Source organism: Actinomyces wuliandei, assembly GCF_004010955.1.
Classification (GTDB): domain Bacteria; phylum Actinomycetota; class Actinomycetes; order Actinomycetales; family Actinomycetaceae; genus Actinomyces; species Actinomyces wuliandei.
Window position 1 is genome coordinate 662,814 of sequence record NZ_CP025227.1, and the last position, 18,565, is coordinate 681,378.

At 69.8% G+C, this 18,565-nt stretch carries 15 protein-coding genes; 6 read left to right on the plus strand and 9 right to left on the minus strand.

Annotation, left to right across the window (positions count from 1 at the left end; genetic code table 11):
* Window positions 1-48: 48 nt before the first annotated feature.
* Window positions 49-507 (minus strand): metallopeptidase family protein, encoded by a 459-nt coding sequence (locus tag CWS50_RS02630; protein WP_243118425.1) that lies wholly within the window; start codon window positions 505-507, stop codon window positions 49-51.
* Between the two features lie 60 nt (window positions 508-567).
* Between CWS50_RS02630 and CWS50_RS02635 the strand changes: the two genes are divergently transcribed.
* Window positions 568-1,008, plus strand: a complete 441-nt coding sequence (locus CWS50_RS02635; RefSeq protein ID WP_127841551.1) for a DUF3499 domain-containing protein — start codon at window positions 568-570, stop codon at window positions 1,006-1,008.
* 155 nt (window positions 1,009-1,163) lie between these two features.
* Here CWS50_RS02635 and CWS50_RS02640 read toward each other — a convergent pair whose 3' ends face one another.
* On the minus strand, window positions 1,164-2,111 hold the full coding sequence (locus CWS50_RS02640; protein WP_127841552.1) for an RDD family protein: 948 nt from the start codon (window positions 2,109-2,111) through the stop codon (window positions 1,164-1,166).
* 14 nt (window positions 2,112-2,125) lie between these two features.
* On the opposite strand from CWS50_RS02640, the gene CWS50_RS02645 reads away from it, so the two are divergent.
* Window positions 2,126-3,121, plus strand: a complete 996-nt coding sequence (locus tag CWS50_RS02645; RefSeq protein ID WP_127841553.1) for a stage II sporulation protein M — start codon at window positions 2,126-2,128, stop codon at window positions 3,119-3,121.
* A gap of 113 nt (window positions 3,122-3,234) precedes the next feature.
* On the opposite strand, the gene CWS50_RS02650 is transcribed toward CWS50_RS02645, so the two are convergent.
* From CWS50_RS02650 to CWS50_RS02670, 5 genes are read right to left on the minus strand one after another with little or no spacing between them, the layout of a single operon-like run.
* Window positions 3,235-4,527 carry a DUF58 domain-containing protein gene (locus tag CWS50_RS02650; protein WP_127841554.1) on the minus strand — a complete coding sequence of 431 codons (1,293 nt, stop codon included), beginning with the start codon at window positions 4,525-4,527 and terminating at the stop codon, window positions 3,235-3,237.
* Window positions 4,528-4,535: 8 nt separating this feature from the next.
* Complete coding sequence (locus CWS50_RS02655) at window positions 4,536-5,498, minus strand: AAA family ATPase (protein ID WP_206610494.1); 963 nt, start codon at window positions 5,496-5,498, stop codon at window positions 4,536-4,538.
* A gap of 47 nt (window positions 5,499-5,545) precedes the next feature.
* Window positions 5,546-6,700: a DUF4350 domain-containing protein gene (locus tag CWS50_RS02660; protein ID WP_127841556.1), complete on the minus strand. Its 1,155-nt coding sequence runs from the start codon at window positions 6,698-6,700 to the stop codon at window positions 5,546-5,548.
* A complete protein-coding gene (locus CWS50_RS02665; RefSeq protein WP_243118426.1) occupies window positions 6,697-7,461 on the minus strand; it encodes a DUF4129 domain-containing protein in 765 nt (254 codons plus the stop codon). The genes CWS50_RS02660 and CWS50_RS02665 overlap by 4 nt, the downstream gene beginning before the upstream one ends.
* 3 nt (window positions 7,462-7,464) lie before the next feature.
* Entirely contained in the window at window positions 7,465-8,658 is a 1,194-nt protein-coding gene (locus CWS50_RS02670) for a DUF7847 domain-containing protein (RefSeq protein ID WP_127841557.1), read from the minus strand.
* A 334-nt stretch (window positions 8,659-8,992) separates the two neighbouring features.
* On the opposite strand from CWS50_RS02670, the gene mtrA reads away from it, so the two are divergent.
* The 3 genes from mtrA to CWS50_RS02685 are packed head-to-tail and all read left to right on the plus strand — an operon-like array spanning window position 8,993 to window position 13,316.
* The gene (mtrA, locus tag CWS50_RS02675) at window positions 8,993-9,673 is read left to right on the plus strand and encodes an MtrAB system response regulator MtrA (protein ID WP_119836578.1); all 681 of its coding nucleotides are present in this window, start codon (window positions 8,993-8,995) and stop codon (window positions 9,671-9,673) included.
* Between the two features lie 53 nt (window positions 9,674-9,726).
* Complete coding sequence (gene mtrB, locus CWS50_RS02680; RefSeq protein ID WP_243118427.1) at window positions 9,727-11,601, plus strand: MtrAB system histidine kinase MtrB; 1,875 nt, start codon at window positions 9,727-9,729, stop codon at window positions 11,599-11,601.
* Window positions 11,601-13,316 carry an LpqB family beta-propeller domain-containing protein gene (locus tag CWS50_RS02685; protein WP_127841558.1) on the plus strand — a complete coding sequence of 572 codons (1,716 nt, stop codon included), beginning with the start codon at window positions 11,601-11,603 and terminating at the stop codon, window positions 13,314-13,316. The genes mtrB and CWS50_RS02685 overlap by 1 nt, the downstream gene beginning before the upstream one ends.
* 151 nt (window positions 13,317-13,467) lie before the next feature.
* Here the strand turns inward: CWS50_RS02685 and hpf are convergent, their stop codons facing one another.
* Both hpf and CWS50_RS02695 read right to left on the minus strand, forming a co-directional pair.
* A complete protein-coding gene (gene hpf / locus CWS50_RS02690) occupies window positions 13,468-14,121 on the minus strand; it encodes a ribosome hibernation-promoting factor, HPF/YfiA family (RefSeq protein WP_127841559.1) in 654 nt (217 codons plus the stop codon).
* 183 nt (window positions 14,122-14,304) lie between these two features.
* Window positions 14,305-15,207, minus strand: a complete 903-nt coding sequence (locus tag CWS50_RS02695; protein WP_243118428.1) for a ComF family protein — start codon at window positions 15,205-15,207, stop codon at window positions 14,305-14,307.
* A 409-nt stretch (window positions 15,208-15,616) separates the two neighbouring features.
* Between CWS50_RS02695 and secA the strand changes: the two genes are divergently transcribed.
* Window positions 15,617-18,550: a preprotein translocase subunit SecA gene (gene secA / locus CWS50_RS02700; RefSeq protein ID WP_127841560.1), complete on the plus strand. Its 2,934-nt coding sequence runs from the start codon at window positions 15,617-15,619 to the stop codon at window positions 18,548-18,550.
* Window positions 18,551-18,565 lie beyond the last annotated feature (15 nt).

The following is an 18,565-nucleotide window of genomic DNA, read 5'->3' on the forward strand; positions in this document are numbered from 1 at the left end:
GCGGGCAGCGCGGACAGCAAGGACTGCTGGCGGGAACCAGCTCTCACCTCAGCCGGGGTCGATCTCCTCGGGGCGGCGCCCCAGCATGAGGGCGACCTGCTCGACGACCACCTGGCGCACCAGCTCGGCCAGCGCTGTGTGCCCCGCCTGGCTCCCGACCACGCGCGAGGCAACTGGGCGCCGGTAGATGATGACGCGTGCGGGCAACCCTGCACGTGGCTCCGCCGTGAAGCCCCTCCCGAGGACCACCGACCGCTCCCAGGGGGCAGGGTCGGAAGGCGGGACCTCCTCCACCGCGAACTGGATCTCCTCGACCTGGGGCCACCGGGTGGCCAGGTCCCGTGCGGCGGCGATGACGAGCTCGTCAAACCGCTCAGCGCGAGTCCGCCATGCTGGCAGGCTCGGTGGGAGCAGCGGCCCGCGCTGCCCCCGTCCGTGCCGGTCGCGTCTGCGTCGCCTGCCGGAGCGGTGTGCCAAGGTGCCGACGGGGGAGAACAGGGAGGTCACGGTCGCCAGCGTATGCGGCATTCCTCCCCGTCAGGGGCAGCGGCACGGTAGCCTGCGTGCGTGAGAAGAGTCCGACACTGCCGCAGGCCCGGCTGCGAGCGTCCCGCCGTGGCCACCTTGACCTCCGTGTACGCGGACTCCACGATCGTCCTGGGGCCGTTGGCGACTGAGGCGCAGCCCGAGGCCTACGACCTGTGCGAGAAGCACGTCTCCTCCTTTACCGCTCCCCGAGGCTGGCAGGTGATTCGACTGGCGACCGACTTCGCACCCGCCCCACCGAGCGAGGACGACCTGCTGGCGCTGGCTGACGCGGTGCGGGAGGCCTCTCGTGCTCCTCGCCCGGCGCCCTCGCCTGCTGAGCGTCGTCCCCGTCCGGGAGGGGTGATGCCCGGGCCCGTGACGGCTCCGCTGCCTCCGCCGCCGGAGGTGGCTGACGGAGAGATCCTGCGCCGCGGCCACCTGAGGGTCCTGCGCGGCGAGAAGGAGGAGGCAGAGGAGTAAGTAGGGAGCAGAACGGGGTGGAGAAGGAGGGGCTGTGGTGGAGCCGCTGCCAGCGTGCCCCCTCCTTCCCTGGTTACACCCTGAGGGGCGGGTGTCCGCGTCGTCGATGGCGTCTGCTGCCTGTCGGGGCTTGTGGGAGCTGTCTCTGCCGGGCGCTACTGGACGTCGCTGCTGCCGACCTCAAAAGGCAGCCGTGCCATGCTGTGACGCACCGTCTCCTCCAGATGACGTCTCCCCAGCTCCAGGGCCAGCTCCCGGTCACGCCGCTGCACCAGTACCGCAGCCAGGAAGCGTTCCGGGTGGGTACCTGGCGGTGGGGGAGGAGAGACGTAGTGGCTGACCTGGGTGGCCAGGTGCGTGCCCAGCTCTCGCCGGTAAGGCTCCCGCAGCCCGGCAGAGCGCTGGAGAAAGGTGTGGGTCACCAGCGTCAGGTGGCCGGGCAGCCTCCTCAGGTCGGCGTCGGCTGCCCACGCCGCCAGCTCAGGAGGCATGAGCAACGGAGCCCTACGAAGGCCGTCATAGTGGTCGCGTACTACATAGGTGCCTGCGAGCAGGTCCCCCAGGCGCTTGCCGCGCCCGGTCATCACGCAGCTGACCAGCGCCAGGACCGCCCCGGTCCCCCAGATCTCAACGGTGCTGACCAGCGCCCTGACAAGGCTGTGCCGCAGCCTGAGGGAGCCGCCGTCATCGCGCACCACCCGGGTTCCCGTGACCAGGCGGCCTGCGCTGCGGCCGCGGCAGAGCACCTCGACCACCACCGGGACCACGATGACCCATGTGAAGGCGGTCAGGGACAGGCTGGCGCTGAGGAGGGCCTCGGAGGGGGAGGGCAGCACACGGGCAGCGGAGAGACGGCCGATGGTGGCGAGGCTCAGCGTCGCTCCCAGCGCGTAGATTCCGTAGTCAACCGCTCCCGACAGCAGCCGGGAGGCGGCTGTGGCAGGCAGCGCCTCCAGGGCGACGGCCTCGGCAGTGACGACCACGTCGGGTCTGGTCCCAGCCTGGGTGGCCTGGACGGGCTGGAAGGACTCAGCAGACTGCGGGGACAGCGCTGTCGTGGCTGTTGTGGCTGTCGCGGCTGTGGCTGCTGTCGTGGCTGTCATGGCAGACTCCCGTTGTGGACCTTGATGCTTTTGCTGCGGCGCACCGTGACCAGTGGGACCGCCTTGACCGGCTCGTCTCCAGAAGACGACTGACAGGTGCCCAGGCTGACGAGCTCGTCATGCTCTACCGGATGTGCGCCCGCCACCTCTCGCAGGTGCGCTCGGCGGCCCCGGACCCGCAGCTGGTCGCCGAGCTGTCCGTGCGTGTCACGGCGGCGCGGGAACGCCTGGCAGGGACGCGTGAGGTGAGTCTGAGCACTGCCAGAAGCTTCCTGCTCCAGTCCGTTCCCGCGGCCTTGTACTGTGTTCGCTGGTGGACGCTGGGCGTCACGGTGGCAGAGGTGGCGCTGGCCCTTGTCGTGGGGGTCTGGACGCTGCGCAGCCCTGAGGCGATGAGCCTGCTGGGGACCCCGAGCCAGCGTCACGCCTACGCCCATGAGGCCTTTGAGGCCTACTACACCGCACACGCCCCGGTGGACTTCGCTGCCCAGGTGTGGACCTCCAACGCCCGCCTCGCGGCTGTCTGCGTGGCCGGGGGCGTCACCGGCGTGCTGCCGGCCGCCGTGCTGTGGGTCAATGCCGTAGCCCTGGGACAGGCCGGCGCGGTCATGGCCGACCACGGCCTGCTGGGGCAGTTCCTCGCCCTGGTCCTCCCGCACGGCCTGCTGGAGCTGACCTGCGTGCTGACTGCGGGTGGAGCCGGGCTGCGCCTGTTCTGGACGCTGCTGGTTCCCGGCAGGCGGTCGCGGGCCAACGCCCTGGCAGTCGAGGGCCGCGTGCTGGTGACGGCTGCTGCGGGGCTGACCGTGGCCCTGGCGGTGGCGGGAGTGATCGAGGCGTTCGTGACGCCTGCTCCCGTTCCGTGGGCGCTCAAGATTGCCGTGGGTCTCGGGGCGGTGGCGCTCCTGTGGGCCTACACGGTCGTCCTGGGGCGTCGCGCTACCAGGGCTGACGTCACGGGTGACCTGGGACCTCAGGACGCGGGCTACCACGCTCCGGAGGCCGGGTAGCCCCGGTCTGCGGAGGTCTGGGCGGGCTGGGAGGCTGTAGGCACGGTAGGCACTGTGGGCGGGGTGCCGGCAGGAGGGCGGCGAGTCCTGTGGCTGCGGTGGGTTCTGTCTGCTCACAGGCGTCCCGCGATCTTCAGGTCCAGGTAGGTGTCAGCCAGGTCGGGAGCCAGCCTGCTCCCGCTGGCCTCGACCACGACGACACCGGTCCTGTGCAGGTGCCGTCGCACCGCGTCGTGCTCAATGAGGTCCTTCTCCGCGGCGGAGGCGGTGTACACCGACTCGGTGTCGTTGCGCTGGGCCCGCAGCTCCTCCAGGGAGGGGTCCGTGGCGGAGGCGAGGACGACTGTGTGCTGGTGCGCCAGGGTGGACAGTGCCTGCAGCATCCCCGCGTCGGCACCGGCACCGTCCAGCGCTGCCAGCACCACGACCAGGGCGTGCTGGCTGAGCGAGGAGCGGGTCACTGAGGCCATGAGGGGCCAGCTCGGCTCCACCAGCTGCGCCTCCACGGAGGCCAGGCCGTCAGCCAGCGTGCTCATCAGTGTCGGCCCTGACTCACCCCGGACCTGGAGACGGACGGCGTTGTCCAGCGCGACCACCTCGACCCGGTCCCCGGCGTGGGAGGCGAGAGCGGCCAGGAGCAGGGCCGCCTCGATCTGGAGGTCAAGCCGGGGCTCGTCCCCCAGGCGCACGGCGGACGTCCGGCCGGTGCTCAGCAGGATGAGGACTCTCCGGTCACGCTCGGGGCGCCAGGTACGTACCACTACCTCACTTCGCCTGGCGGAGGAGCGCCAGTCTATGGAGCGCACGTCGTCCCCGACCACGTAGCCCCGTAGAGAGTCGAACTCGGTGCCCTCCCCCCTGGTGATGACCGCGCTGCGTCCGTCCATCTCACGCAGGCGCGCCTGGCGGGAGGCCAGGTGGCGCCGGGAGCTGAAGGCGGGGAGGACGCGCAGTGTCGCCTCTGCCTGAAGAGAGGTCTGTCGGCCGGCCAGCCCCAGCGGTCCTGTCGAGCGTATGGCGAGCGGTCCTGCCTGGCGGTGGCCCCGGCGCCAGGGCGTGAGTCTGGTGACGTGCTGGCGGTCCTGTCCGGCTGGGACGAGCAGGTCCCCGTACTCCCCGCTGGCTCCCGCGCTAGGAGGCCAGGCATCCCGCAGGGACAGCGTGACAGCACGCGGGCCGCTGTTGGTGACGGTCACGGTGGAGGTTGTCGACGCCCCCAGGCGGATCGCCTGTGCCGTACGCCGCTGCGCGCTCAGGTGCCGTGTCGACGGTGTCGCTGCCACATCGGCGGCCACCAGGAGCGCCACCACGCCGGTCCAGGCGACCAGCAGCGCCGGGCGGGGCAGGAGCACCACGACCACGATGCTGGGGAGCAGCGCCCACAGCGTGCGCATCGTCAGAAACATCCGGCTCCTCAACGGGGGACGGGCACCGAGCGCAGGACGGAGTCGACCACGGCCCGGGTGGTGGTCCCCTCCATCTCCGCCTCGGCTCGCAGCAGGATGCGGTGGCGTAGGGCCGGGACAGCCAGGGCCTTGACGTCGTCAGGGGTGACGAAGGAGCGTCCGGCCAACCACGCCCAGGCACGTGAGGCTGCCAGCAGTGCTGTGGCTCCACGCGGAGACACGCCCAGGGACACCGAGGGCATGGCGCGTGTGGCCCTGACCAGGTCCACGATGTAGCCCAGCACCTCCGGTGTCACCCCCACGGTGCGTACCTGCTCCCGTGCCGCAGCCAGGTCCTGCCCGCTAGCGACCGCCTGGACCCCGGCCTCCGTCAGGTTGCGCGGGTCGAAGCCGGCGGCGTGGCGGGAGAGGACCTCGATCTCCTGGGAGCGCTCAGGCCTGGGCAGGACGAGGTTGAGCAGGAAGCGGTCCAGCTGGGCCTCAGGCAGCGGGTAGGTGCCCTCGTACTCCACAGGGTTCTGGGTGGCGACGACCATGAACGGCTCCGGCAGGGTGCGGGACTCGCCGTCAACGGAGACCTGCCGCTCCTCCATGGCTTCCAGCAGTGCCGCCTGGGTCTTGGGTGGTGTCCGGTTGACCTCGTCAGCCAGCAGCAGGTTGGTGAAGACCGGGCCCTCGCGGAAGGAGAACCGTGCGGAACGGGAGTCGTAGACCAGGGACCCGGTCACGTCGCCGGGCATGAGGTCCGGAGTGAACTGGACCCGCTTGGTGCCCAGCGTCAGGGTGGTGGCCAGCGTGCGTACCAGGAGCGTCTTGGCCACTCCCGGCACGCCCTCCAGCAGGACGTGGCCGCCGACGAGCATGGCGATGACCAGCCCGGTCACTGCCGCGTCCTGTCCCACGACAGCCTTTCCGACCTGGGTGCGTACCGCCACCAGGCGCTCGCGCGGGTCTGCGGTGGTGCTCTCCATCGAGGCTGTGGGGGAGGAGCCCGTCGCAGCAGGCGGGTCGACGATACTCATGTGGAACGAACCTCGCTCTCAAGGTGGTCAAGCCGTATGGCCAGGGAGGCCAGGGCCTTGTCATTGGGGGGCACGGGACCGTAGAGCAGCACAACCGCCCGTCGGCGGTCAGTACCAGCCAGCCTCTCCAGCGCGTCCAGCAGGTGCTCCCGCCCTGCCTCCGGAGGCACCTGAAGGGTGCGCCCCAGGCGTCTCGCCGTGCCCGCTCGCAGGGCCTCGGCGGCCCGCTGCCGGTCTGCCGCGCGCCGGTAGAGGCGCCCCCGGGCCAGGGTGGTCTCAGTGGAGGAGACCACGACCGGCAGGTCCTCGGTGATGACGGCGCCCAGACGTCGTCCCCGCACCAGCGCCAGCACCACCGTGACCAGGACGAGGTCCAGCGTGAGGAGAGGCAGCCAGGGGGGAAGGGCGGGCGAGTCCCAGGCCCCCGGGGAGGTGGCGGTCCGGTCATCGATCCAGGTGACGTGCTCGTGACGGCCCGCAGCGCGCACCGCCAGGGCGGCGTGCCCGGCCTCGGGCAGGTGGGCGTTGGTCACCAGGGACCCGTCGGCGACCAGGCGTAGCGTCCCCCCGCTGGGCAGCGGCTCGGTCGCGTAGGCGAACCGGTCCTGAGCCAGGGGGAAGCAGCCGGTGGCCTGCGGAGACTCGGACAGGTCGATGGAGGCGGCAGACCCGGCCAGGGACCCGGCGGCGACAGCGTCCTCCTCCCCGCACTGCGCAGTCAGGACGGACGTCGCGGACGAGGAGGTGTCGGTGCGGGCGCTGGTCAGTCCCTCAAGGCTGTCCCCCAGGTCGCCGATGACGACGATGTCTCCTCCCGCCTGCGCCAGGGACTCGCGCTGGGTCGTGGTCAGCCTTCCTGGGCTGGCCACGACAGCGGTGGCCCCGTCGCGAACCTCCTCCAGGGCCTGGGGGAGCGTGCCCGCCCTGGCGACCTCGATCCCCTCGGCGCGGAGGAGCTCAGCCAGAGCCATGGCCCCCTCTGCCCCGGGGTTGTCCGGTGCGCGGGAGACCTCGGACTGGGAGGGGCGCAGCCAGGTGACGACCAGCGTGATGACCAGGAGCAGACTGGCTGCCAGGACGAGGGGGCGCCACTGCCGCAGCCTGGCGCCGACGTCCTCGACATGGGTCTCCCGGGAGGTGACAGTGGTCATGACTCCTCCCTCACCAGAGAGGCTGTGCGCGTCCGTGTGCTGCCGGCCAGCTCTGCCACGTCGGCCGCCAGCTGCTGCATCCAGGCGTCCTGGCTGGAAGTGGGGCTGATGTGGCCGTAGAACACGCCGTCGAAGAGCCTGGCTGCCTTGTGCAGACGGTTGGCGTCTGCTCCGCCTGCCGGGTGCCTGCCCAGCCTGTCCAGGGAGGTGCTCGCTGCACGAGCGGCCTCGGCCGCCGTCATTCCCGGGTACTCCTCGATCATGCCGACCTCGCTCAGGCAGCGGACCACGGCACGGAACCGCTCGACGACGGCGGTAGCGTAGTCGGCCTGTGCGGCAGCCTGGTCAGCGGCCTGGGCCAGGGCGGCTGAGTCCCGGTCGTCGGCGAGGACAGCGTCCAGCCCGTGGACCCGGCGTACCACGGCGACGCGGCGCAGGAGAAGCAGCAGGGAGCAGGCGGCAGCTGTAGCGCACAGCACGACGACAGCCACTGACACCCACGAGGGTGCCCCGGGCACCACTGCCGTCACGTCCAGGCGGGTGCTCACCCATGTCCACAGCCTCTCAGCAAGACCTGGGTGGTCGTTGTAGACCCGGCGGGACAGTTCCTCCTGGGCGGCCCGCCGGGCCTCCTCGGCGTCCGGTGTCGCCGGCGCCCCGCTCGCGACGGCCTGGCCTGCGGCGAGGGCTGCCGCTGGGGACCAGCGGGCCGGGGGAGCCGGGACGGTGGTGGAGCCCCCGGGCAGGTACGGTGGTGGCACGGTTCAGGCTCCTGTAGCCCGGCGCAGCTCGACGTCCAGGCCCTCGGCGCGCATGCGCAGGTCGGTGTAGGTCACAGCCGTCACGGCCGCGCAGAAGGGGATGATGAGCACGTTGCTCAAGGAGCTGATAAACGACGTCACCGCCGTGAGCACGGTCAGCGCCTGCGGAGCCTGGGCGGCGATCTGCCCGGTCAGGTAGCCGGTCAGGTAGCTGAGCACCAGGACCGCTGTGCTGATCGCTGTGACGATGACCAGGGTGAGCAGCAGGATGCCCACGACGCGCCAGAAGCCGCTGCGGACCAGTCTCCAGGAGCGGCGCAGGCTCTCCACCACGCTGGCGTTCTCCAGGACCAGGGCAGCCGGGGCCAGGGACAGCATGACGGCCAGCGCCGGGACGAGGAGAAGGAGGAGCAGGGCGACCAGGGTGGTGGCGGTTGCGGCCAGCAGCGTCACCAGGAGGCTGGCGCCGTCCGAGGCGGCCGAGGCCACCGCGTAGCCCAGGCCACCGACAAGTGCGACGGCCGGGAGGCTGCAGGCGAGGACGGCAGCGGTGATCAGCAGGCTCTGGCCGATCAGTGCCCAGATCCTGCCCCTGGTGCGCCGCCACAGTTCTGCGGGGGTGATCACGTGCCCCAGGACCATGCGTGACACCGGCACGATGAGCAGCCCGTTGAGGACCATGGTCGCCAGATAGCTCAGCAGGCTCACCGGGAGGCTCCTCAGGGTGGTGCCAAGCAGGAGCTCGGACATGTAGCCGGTGGCGTCTGCCTCGCTCTCCTCCGCCAGGGTGGGCAGGATGATCTCCTGGACCTCCAGGACGCTGATGATGGCGGTGAGGACTCCGATGAGGCTCATGACGAGCAGGGAGGGGAGGAACATGGCCCGGGGACTGGTGCGCAGGGAGGTGAAGGCGCCTTCCAGCACCTCCCCGACGCTGAGGGGGCGCAGCGGGATGATGCCGGGGCGGTGGCCGCCCGAGTAAGGGCGCAGGCTGTCCGAACGGAGGGGCGGCCCGCCCGCCTCGTCCAGCTCGTCAGGCCCTGGCCCGGTTCTGACGGGCGGGACCGGCTGGCTGTTGTGTGGAGGCCGGACGGTGCCGTGCTGCCCCGTGGCCACGAGGCTGTCGGTGACCTGGCCCGCAGGATCGCTCGGTGTCGGCGGCTCCCAGGCTGTGGTGTCGGCGGTATCGGCGCTCATAGAGGCATCGTGCCACGTGTGGAGCCCGGTGCCCTCCGCCTGTCGGAGGATATCCGTCGCAGCAGGGGCGCAGCAGGGTCTCAGCAGAGGAGCGATGGGGTCGGCTGTGTCGGCCGACTGCCTGGAGCCTGCTGTGGAGTGCTTACTGTCCGTGGCGGGGCAGGGTGTGCCTGAGCACCCATCTGCCACTGTGGCGTGCAGGCTCTTTCCAGGTGGCGCTATGGTGGTCCTGAGGTAGTTGTGGAAAGGTGTCAATACCTTAACTGAAACTGTGAACGCCACTCCAAGGGTGCCGGTGTCGGGTAACCCCGCGACCTCATGCCAAGATATGCCCATGAGCACGCGCATTCTAGTAGTTGACGATGATGCCTCCCTTGCCGAGATGATCGGCATCATGCTGGAGTCGGAGAACTACACGCCCACTCTCTGCCACGACGGGGCCAAGGCTATGGACGCTTTTCGGGAGTCCAGCCCCGACCTGGTGCTTCTTGACCTCATGCTTCCCGGGCTTGACGGTGTTGAGATCTGTCGGCTGATCCGGGCCGAGTCCGACGTCCCCATCATCATGCTGACCGCGCGTACAGATACGCAGGACGTTGTTGCCGGGCTTGAGGCCGGGGCCGACGACTACGTCACCAAGCCCTTCAAGTCCAAGGAGCTGCTGGCCCGTGTCTCGACACGCCTTCGCCGTACCAACCCCGGCGCTGCTGAGCACGTGCGTGCCGGGGACCTCGATATCGACGTCGCTGGTCACCAGGTCAACCGGGGCAGCACCACTATCGCCCTGACGCCCCTGGAGTTCGAGCTGCTGGTGACGCTGGCCCGCTCGCCGTGGAAGGTCTTCACCCGCGAGGAGCTGCTCAGCCAGGTGTGGGGTTACCAGCACCCGGCGGACACCCGGCTGGTCAACGTCCACGTCCAGCGTCTGCGGGCCAAGATCGAGAAGGACCCGGAGCGCCCCTCTATCGTCGTGACTGTGCGGGGGGTGGGCTACCGGGTCGGCGAGACCGCGTGAGCCCTGGCGCGGACCGTGCCTGGACACACCTCATGTCGTGAACCGCCCCTGTTATGAACCCTGCCCGTCCCCAGGCTGACGACATCCAGGAACGGACGAACCGCACTGTACCTCTGCCAGGCTTTCTTCGTCGCAGCCTGGAGCTGCGGATGGTCTTCGCCGCCAGCCTCATCGGCCTCCTCCTGATTATCCTGCTGCTGTCGTTCGTGACTGACAGGATCCGCTCGGAGGTGTTCGAGGACCAGCGCAGCACGATCCTGGCTGACGCTGGGCAGCGGGCTCTGGCCGCCCAGGTCGAGTTCGACTCTGCCACCGCCGTGACCGTCGACGAGGTCTCGGCGGCAGCGGAGGAGCAGGTCAATGACGTCAACGACTCCTTTGCCGCCTCCGGTGGTGTCGGCGTCATCATGAGGCGCAGTGCGGCTGAGACCTCGCCCACGGTCATCAACGACCTGGAGACTGACACCCGGCTCGCCTCACTGGTGTCTCCCCAGATGGAGGCGGCGGTGGAGGAGGGTGGTGTGAGCGCCCAGTACTGGCAGTCGGTAGCCGTCCCCGACAACCAGGGAGGCACGGACCCGGGGATCATCGTGGGGACGCGGGTGAGCCTGCCCCTGGCTGGCGACTACGACCTGTACCTGGTCTACAGCCTGGCGGGAGAGCAGCGGGTGATCTCGCTGGCCTCAAGGAACATCACGATCGGCGGCCTGGGGTTCCTGGTCATGCTCATCCTGGTGGTGTGGGCCATTACCCGCTGGGTCATCAGCCCGGTGCGCCACACTGCCCGCGCGGCCGAGCGCCTGGCCTCGGGGGAGCTCAGCGAGCGTCTCAACGTCCAGGGGGAGGACGAGATCGCCACCCTCGCCCGGTCCTTCAACCACATGGCGACCTCTCTGGAGGACCAGATCGAGCGCCTAGAGGCTCTGTCCAAGGTCCAGCGGCTCTTCGTCTCCGACGTCTCTCACGAGCTGCGCACACCTCTGGCCTCGATCCGTCTGGCCACCGAGCAGATTGAGGACGCCCGCACGGAGATCTCCGACCCGTTCGTGCTGCGCAGTGTGGAGGTGCTGTCGCAGTCTGTGGAGCGCTTCGAGAAGATGCTGACAGACTTGCTGGACATTTCTCGTATCGACTCCGGCAACGTCAAACTACGCCTTGAGGAGGTAGACCTGGCCCAGGTGATTGACTCGGTCGTGGAGACGACAAGGTTCCACTTTGACGCCACTGGCACTGAGCTGCGGCTCCATCTGCCTCAGGAGGCTGCCACGGCTGAGGTTGACGTAACACGCGTGGAGCGCATAATCCGCAACCTTGTGGTCAACGCCCTGGAGCACGGTGAGGGTAAGCCCTTAGACCTGACTCTGGCGGTGGATGACGAGGCTGTCGCTGTCCGGGTCCGTGACCACGGAATCGGGATGAGCCCGGACGTGGTGGCCAAGGTGTTTGACCGCTTCTATCGTGCCGACCCCTCGCGGCAACGCAGCCTGGGCGGGACTGGGCTGGGCCTGTCTATCTCCATGGAGGACGCGATCCTCCACGGGGGACGCCTGTCAGCCTGGGGCTGGCCCGCCGACGGCTCGTCCTTCCTGCTGGTGCTGCCCCGTCACCAGGGGGAGGACGGTGGGCCCGGCAGGCTCAGCGGCAGCGGTCCTCTGGACCTGGTCCCTGACGACGCCCCGCAGGTCTCCCGGGCGGGCTCGACGGACGCCTCTGCTGACGCCGGAACCACCTCCCTGGTCTCGCCCCTGGGGCCCGCGCCCGCGACCAGGCGTACACGCCCGGTCGTCGTCCTGGGTGACATCCCGCTGGCGGGGGAGGTTCCTGCTGCCTCTGACCCTGGCGCCACCGGACGCGTGGTGGTCGTCCTTCCCGGGGAGGAGGCCTCGCAGCCGACCCCCGACGAGGCCGCTGAGGGGACGGGGCGCTGATGGGTGCAGTCTCGGACCGGAGGCCTGCACGACGCCAGCTGCTTCAGCTTGGCAGTGTCTCTGCAGTCTCTGCCGCAGCGGCGCTGCTGGGCTCGTGCACCGCGCTGCCCACCTCCGGGGAGGTCCACGAGTCCGACGTCGCCGCCCGGGACTCCAGCACCCTGATCCAGAGTGCTCCCGGGCCGGCCCAGGACGCCACCCCGGAGGAGATCGTCCGCGGCTTCCTCCGCGCTGCCGTTGCCGGCTTCTCTGACGACTTCGACACGGCGCGCGAGTTCCTGTCCCATGCAGCGGCAGAGCAGTGGAGGCCCTTGGAGGTCGTCGAGATCTACTCAGGCTCCACCGAACGCCAGATCACTGTCGCCAGTGACGGCTCAGTGACGGTGACTGCTGGCAGCTACGGCCGTCTCGGCTCCAACGGTGTCATGACTCCGGCGCAGCAGGGCGCCCTCTACGAGGGCGCCTACTCCCTGGCGAAGAACTCGACGGGGCAGTGGCGTATCGTCCAGCTGCCTGACGGGATCCTCCTGCCCTACGGCCGTCTGACCCAGCACTTCGCCTCCCACAGCCTGTGCTTCCTGTCCGGGGACCGCAGCCGTTTTGTCCCTGAGCTGCGCTGGTTCCCTCGCACGAGCCTGGCCCGCTCGCTGGTGGAGGGTCTTATCGGTGGGCCCTCGCCGTGGCTCGCCTCCGCCACCACGACCCTGGTCCCCCGCAGCGCGGGCCTGACGGACGAGGGGGTCAGCGTCGAGGACCAGGTTGCCACTGTCCACCTGACAGCGGAGTCCGACCCGGGGTCGTCGCAGGGCCGCAGGCTCCTGGTAGCCCAGGTCGAGCAGACGCTGACTGCTGTCGGCGAGATCAGCGAGGTCCAGGTGCTGGCGGGTACCACCAGTCTCGGGGAGGCGCAGGACCTGCCTGCGCTGGTGCCCGACGTGGGCGGTGTCGTCGGCATGTCCGGCGGGGCTGTGGTCAGGGGGACCGGGACGACCCGCTCCACCCTGGCTACCGCCCAGGCACTGGGGGTGGATGACGCCCGGTGGCCTAGCCTGGGTGCCGACGGAAACGTCTATGCACTGTCTGACTCCAGCCTGCTGTGCCTGCCGCGAGGTCGGAGCACGGCCAGTGTGATCCTCTCCGTGGGGGACCCCTCAGCGGGGGCCGGGGGGCTTGGCGCGCCGGTGGCTGACCGGCACGGCTGGGTCTGGCTGCTTGCTGAGGGGCACCTGACCGCAGTTGACGCCGAGGGGCAGCGCGCAGCGCTGGAGGACTCCTGGGTCCATGGGCAGGAGCTGGTCGCCTTCGACCTGTCCGTGGAGTCGGAGCGCCTCGCCCTGCGCCGCTCGGACGCAACGGTGGTGCTGGCGGCTGTCCTCCGCGATGACAGCGGCACTCCGGTGGGTCTGGGAGACCCTCTTGAGCTTCCCCCTGCCGGGGGAGGCGCGAGCTCAGGAATGGCCTGGTGCTCTCCCACTGCTGTCAGCTTCCTGGTCGCGGCCGATGAGGAGGGGGGTGTCCCGCAGGTCCGGCTGGCCCAGGTCGGAGGCTCGGTGACGACGATGGTCGGCGTCAGCGGCGTCGTGTCGGTCATCGCTGACCGCTCCGAGGAGACGGTTCTACTTGCTGACGACAGGGGGCAGACCTGGCAGAGGCGCGGCGCGACCTGGCGTGTGCTCACGGAGGAGGTGACAGACCTGGCCTACGCGCTGCCCTGACCGTTGTGTGCCCGTCGTGCGCCGCTACAGGGTGGCTGTGCCGCAGGGCGTGCTGGCGAGGAGGCCGGACCGTCGGCCTGGCCTCCCGGTTGCACCGGGCAGCCAGGCCGTCAGTCCGGCCAGGCCGTCTCGGCACCAGCGTGCAGGTGCCTCAGCCTGTCTGCTGGACGCGGGCGTCCAGGCGGATGACCCCGTAGGTCCAGCCGTGCCGGTGGTAGACGGCGCAGGGCTGCTTGCTGGAGGACTCGACGAAGAGGTAGAAGGGGTGGCCCACCAGCTCCATCTGGTAGAGCGCCTCGTCCACGCTCATCTCACGGGCCTCGTGCAGCTTCTGGCGCACGATGACTGGTGAGTCCCCCAGCTGGGACTCGACGGCCACGCCGTGCTCGGTCGGGGCGGAGGGGGAGTCCTCAATGGGGGCGTCGTCGGTGTCGGGAGCCTCGTCCGTCAGAGTGTGGGGAGCCTCTGGCTCCTGCAGGGCAGCGGAGACCGGGTAGCGACGGTGGTCCTTCTTGCGGTCCCGGGCACGGCGCAGGCGCTCGGTGAGCTTGCCCATGGCGATGTCGAAGGCGGCAAACCGGTCGGAGGAGGAGGCCTCGGCCCGGATGACAGGGCCCTTGGAGATGACGGTGATCTCGACGCGCTCGGCGGTGTCGGCCTGGCGTGGGTTGCGCTCGTGGGTCACCTCGACCTCGACGCGCTGGACACGGGGGTCGTACTGCTCGGCCTTGACGACCTTGTCCTCGACGTAGCCACGGAGCCGAGGGCTGATCTCGGCGTTGCGACCGACGACGGTGATGTCCATAGGTAGAACCTCTTTCTGGGGCTCAGGTCTGTGGCCCTGGTGGGCCGTGGGCGGATGTGCCTGCCGTCGGTTGGCGGCGGGCTGTGAAACGGCGTCATCACCTCCTGGCCGTCCGCTGGCCGTGTCGTGCGCACACGACCAGTGCTTGTGCTCTGTGCCACAAATCTACACTATTTCGGCAGGTCATGCCGTATTTGGGTGTGCTGGGTGGCGGCTGATCGCCTGCGGCGGACAGCCTGGTGGGGCTCCCGGAACCCTGGTCGGGCCCCGCTCGGGCCGCTGTGCCGCAGCCAGCGTGACGGCACCAAGGACGTGGGCTCCGGCCTCCTGCAGTGCTGCTGCGCACGCGCCCAGCGTGGCCCCGGTGGTGACGACGTCGTCGACCAGGAGGACGGGCAGTCCCTGGACGTCCGCCAGGAGACGAGGTGGTGTGGCGCGGTTGGCCCGGCGCTGCCGTGAGGACAGTCCCGCCTGGCGGGATGCCGGCGCCCGTCGACGACGCAGCACGTCGGCGCTGAGGACGGCCCGGGGCCGGCGCTCCTGCGCCAGCCGGGCCGTGACACCGAGTGCCACGTGGTCGGCGAGCACCGCAGCCACGAGTCTGCCGCGAAGCCTGCGCCGCGCCCCGGAAGGGGCAGGCACGACCAGCAGGGGCGAGGAGGCTGCTCCAGCCGGGGACGCGCAGGGGCGGGAGGAGGCCCAGGTCTGTCCCAGCCGGTACCCGACCTCGCCCATGTGGTCGTCAAGGTCCTCGCGTGACCCGCTCTTCCACCCCAGGACCAGTGAGCGGACGGGGCCGGTGTAGCGGCAGGCGGTCATGACCGTGAGGTCGCCTGCGGCGTCGGCGTGGTTGACCTGGGTGGGCTCGGCCGTGAGCAGGTCGTGGCACTGCTGGCACAGCCTGGTCTCCCAGCGTCCGCACCCGGCACAGGTTGTCGGCAGGCCCAGGTCCAGGCCTGTGCGCACCCACCGCGTGAGCCGGGTGAGTGCTGCTGCCCGCCGTCCTGGCGACAGCGCGCACGGTGTCGCCAGGCTGCGGGGGCGTCCGGGCGGGGCGGGGACGGGATCGGCGGTCGTAGCGGTCACAGGCCTACGATGCACCGTCGTGCCTGCTGCGCACGTGGTAGGCGTCGGTGTGTCCACAGGGCGGTAGAAGGTGCTGGCACAAGCCGGTCCTGTGGTCGCCACCCTGGCACGACGCGGTGCCAGGGTGGGACTGTGGGGGCGGCGGAGGCTCCGTGCTGCCGACCGGGAGACCCCGGTGCCCTGGCGGGCGCCAGGGGGCTGGCTGGAAACCAGCGGACAAGCTAGTGGACGGAGGAGAAGGGGAGGGAGGGTGGGAGGAATCTCCCTGCCCGGGTCGCCGTGGGCACGGTGGCAGGTCCACTACAGTAAGGGTGAGCAGGACTGTCCGCGCCAGGCCTGGTCAGGCTTGTCAGCAGGCTCGCCGTGGCGCACGGTCATGACGGAACCCACGGGAGAGGGAGTAAGCAGCGTGTCGATCGTCGACCGGATCCTTCGCATCGGTGAGGGGCGCACCCTCAAGAGGCTGAACACGATTGCGACCCAGGTCGAGGCCCTGGCTGACGCCTTCGCGGAGTTCAGTGACACCGAGCTGCGCGAGACCACCGACGAGCTCCGGGGGCGCTATGAGGACGGCGAGTCCCTGGACGCCCTGCTGCCTGAGGCCTTCGCCGTGGTGGTGGAGGCGGCGGACCGCGTCCTGGGGATGAGGCCCTACCATGTCCAGATCATGGGCGGAGCGGCTCTCCACCTGGGCAACATCGCTGAGATGAAGACCGGTGAGGGCAAGACCCTGGTGGCTACTATGCCCTCCTACCTGCGGGCGCTGACCGGCAAGGGCGTGCACGTGGTGACCGTCAACGACTACCTGGCGGAGTACCAGTCCGACCTCATGGGCCGTGTTCACCGGTTCCTGGGGCTGACCACGGGGTGCATCCTGGTGGGGCAGACCCCCGCCGAGCGTCGTAGGCAGTACGCCATGGACATCACCTACGGCACCAACAACGAGTTCGGCTTCGACTACCTGCGTGACAACATGGCCCAGCGGCCCGAGGACCTCGTCCAGCGTGGCCACGCCTTCGTCATCGTTGACGAGGTGGACTCGATCCTTATCGACGAGGCGCGTACGCCGCTTATCATCTCCGGTCCCGCCAGCGGTGACGTCAACAAGTGGTACAAGGAGTTCGCCCGCCTGGCGCAGCGCCTTCGTGTGGACAAGGACTACGAGGTCGACGAGAAGAAGCGCACCGTGGGCGTGCTGGCCTCCGGTATCGAGCGTGTCGAGGACTACCTGGGGATCGACAACCTCTACGAGTCGGAGAACACCCCGCTGATCGGCTTCCTCAACAACGCCATCAAGGCCAAGGAGCTCTTTGCCCGGGACAAGGACTACATCGTGCGCGACGGTGAGGTCCTCATTGTCGACGAGCACACCGGGCGCGTGCTGCCGGGGCGGCGCTACAACGAGGGAATGCACCAGGCTATTGAGGCCAAGGAGCAGGTGGAGATCAAGGCGGAGAACCAGACCCTGGCCACCATCACCCTGCAGAACTATTTCCGCCTCTACCCTGAGGGGTCGCGCTCGGGCATGACCGGTACGGCGGAGACCGAGGCGGCAGAGTTCGCCGGCACCTACAAGATGGGTGTCGTCCCGATCCCTACCAACAAGCCCATGATCCGCGTGGACCAGCCGGACCTGGTCTACACCAACGTGGCCTCCAAGCTGGCGGCGGTCGTGGACGACATCGCCGAGCGGCACGAGGCAGGTCAGCCGGTTCTGGTGGGGACCACCAGCGTGGAGAAGTCCGAGCTGCTCTCCGGGATGCTGGACAGGCGCGGCATTCCCCACGAGGTGCTCAACGCCAAGCAGCACGCCCGTGAGGCGGCGGTCGTGGCCCTGGCCGGACGCAAGGGGGCGGTGACCGTGGCCACTAACATGGCTGGTCGCGGGACGGACATCATGCTGGGCGGCAACGCCGAGCACATTGCCGTGACCGCCCTGAAGGAGGCGGGCCTGGACCCCGAGGAGGACGCCGAGGCCTACGAGAAGGCCTGGCCCCAGGCCCTGGCCTCAGCCAAGGAGGCTTGTGCCGCGGAGCACGACGAGGTCGTGGGGCTGGGTGGCCTGTACGTGCTGGGGACGGAGCGCCACGAGTCCCGTCGTATCGACAACCAGCTGCGAGGCCGCTCCGGGCGCCAGGGGGACCCGGGGGAGTCCCGCTTCTACCTGTCCATGGAGGACGACCTCATGCGTATGTTCGCCTCAGGGCTGGCCCAGCGCATCATGGCCTCGGGTGCCTACCCTGACGACGTGCCTCTGGAGTCGAAGATGGTCACCCGTGGTATCGCCAACGCCCAGAGGCAGGTGGAGTCCCGTAACTACGAGATCCGCAAGAACGTCCTGAAGTACGACGACGTCATGACCGAGCAGCGTGAGAAGGTCTACTCCGAACGACGCCGCGTCCTTGACGGGGAGGACTTGGAGCCTCAGCTGGAGGCCTTCCGGAAGCAGGCTGTGGACAACATCGTCTCCGCGCGGACAGCCGAGGGGCGGCCTGACCAGTGGGACCTTGACTCGTTGTGGAACGACCTGGGCCACCTCTACCCTGTGGGGCTGAGCAAGGAGGAGGTGGTCGAGGCCCTGGGCGGGCCCGACGCGCTGAGTGCGGACAGGCTCATTGAGGAGATGAGCGAGGACGTGGCCGTCGCCTATGAGGAGGCGGAGGCGCGGCTGGCTGCCAACACCGTGGCCCAGGCGCAGCTGGGTGAGGCGCCCATGCGCGCGCTGGAGCGTCGGATCCTCCTGGCGGTGGTGGACAAGCGCTGGCGTGAGCACCTCTACGAGATGGACTATCTCAAGGAAGGGATCGGGCTGCGCGCCATGGCTCAGCGCGACCCCCTGGTGGAGTACGCCAACGAGGGCGCGCGCATGTTCAAGGCGATGATGGAGGGGATCCGCGAGGAGACCGTGGAGCAGGTCTTTGCCAACGTGGCCCGGTTTGACGAGGCTGCTGAGCGCGCCGCTGCTGACGGGACGCAGGAGGCGGCCCAGGCGGCCGCAGGCCGGGCTGACGCGACCTCCGTGTCGGGTGTCCGCGTGGGAGGGGCTGGGCGGGGCACGGTCCTGGGTGACACCGGCCGGGCACCTCTGAGCGCCTCCAGCCAGGCGATCAGCTACTCCGGTCCCGGTGAGGACGGTGAGGTCTCCTCCCGCTCAGGGACAGCTGCGGCCTCAGGGTCGGTGGGCGTGCCGGGCAGGCCCCGGGGGGCCAAGCTGGCTGCCGCGGCCCGAGGCACCGCCCCTGTCCCCGCCGGCCGCCAGGGCGGCCAGGCTGGGGGTCAGCCGGCCAACCGCGCCCAGCGGCGCCAGGCCGCCAGGAAGAGCGGCAGGAAGCGGCGGCGCTGAGGACTGGGGGCGGCG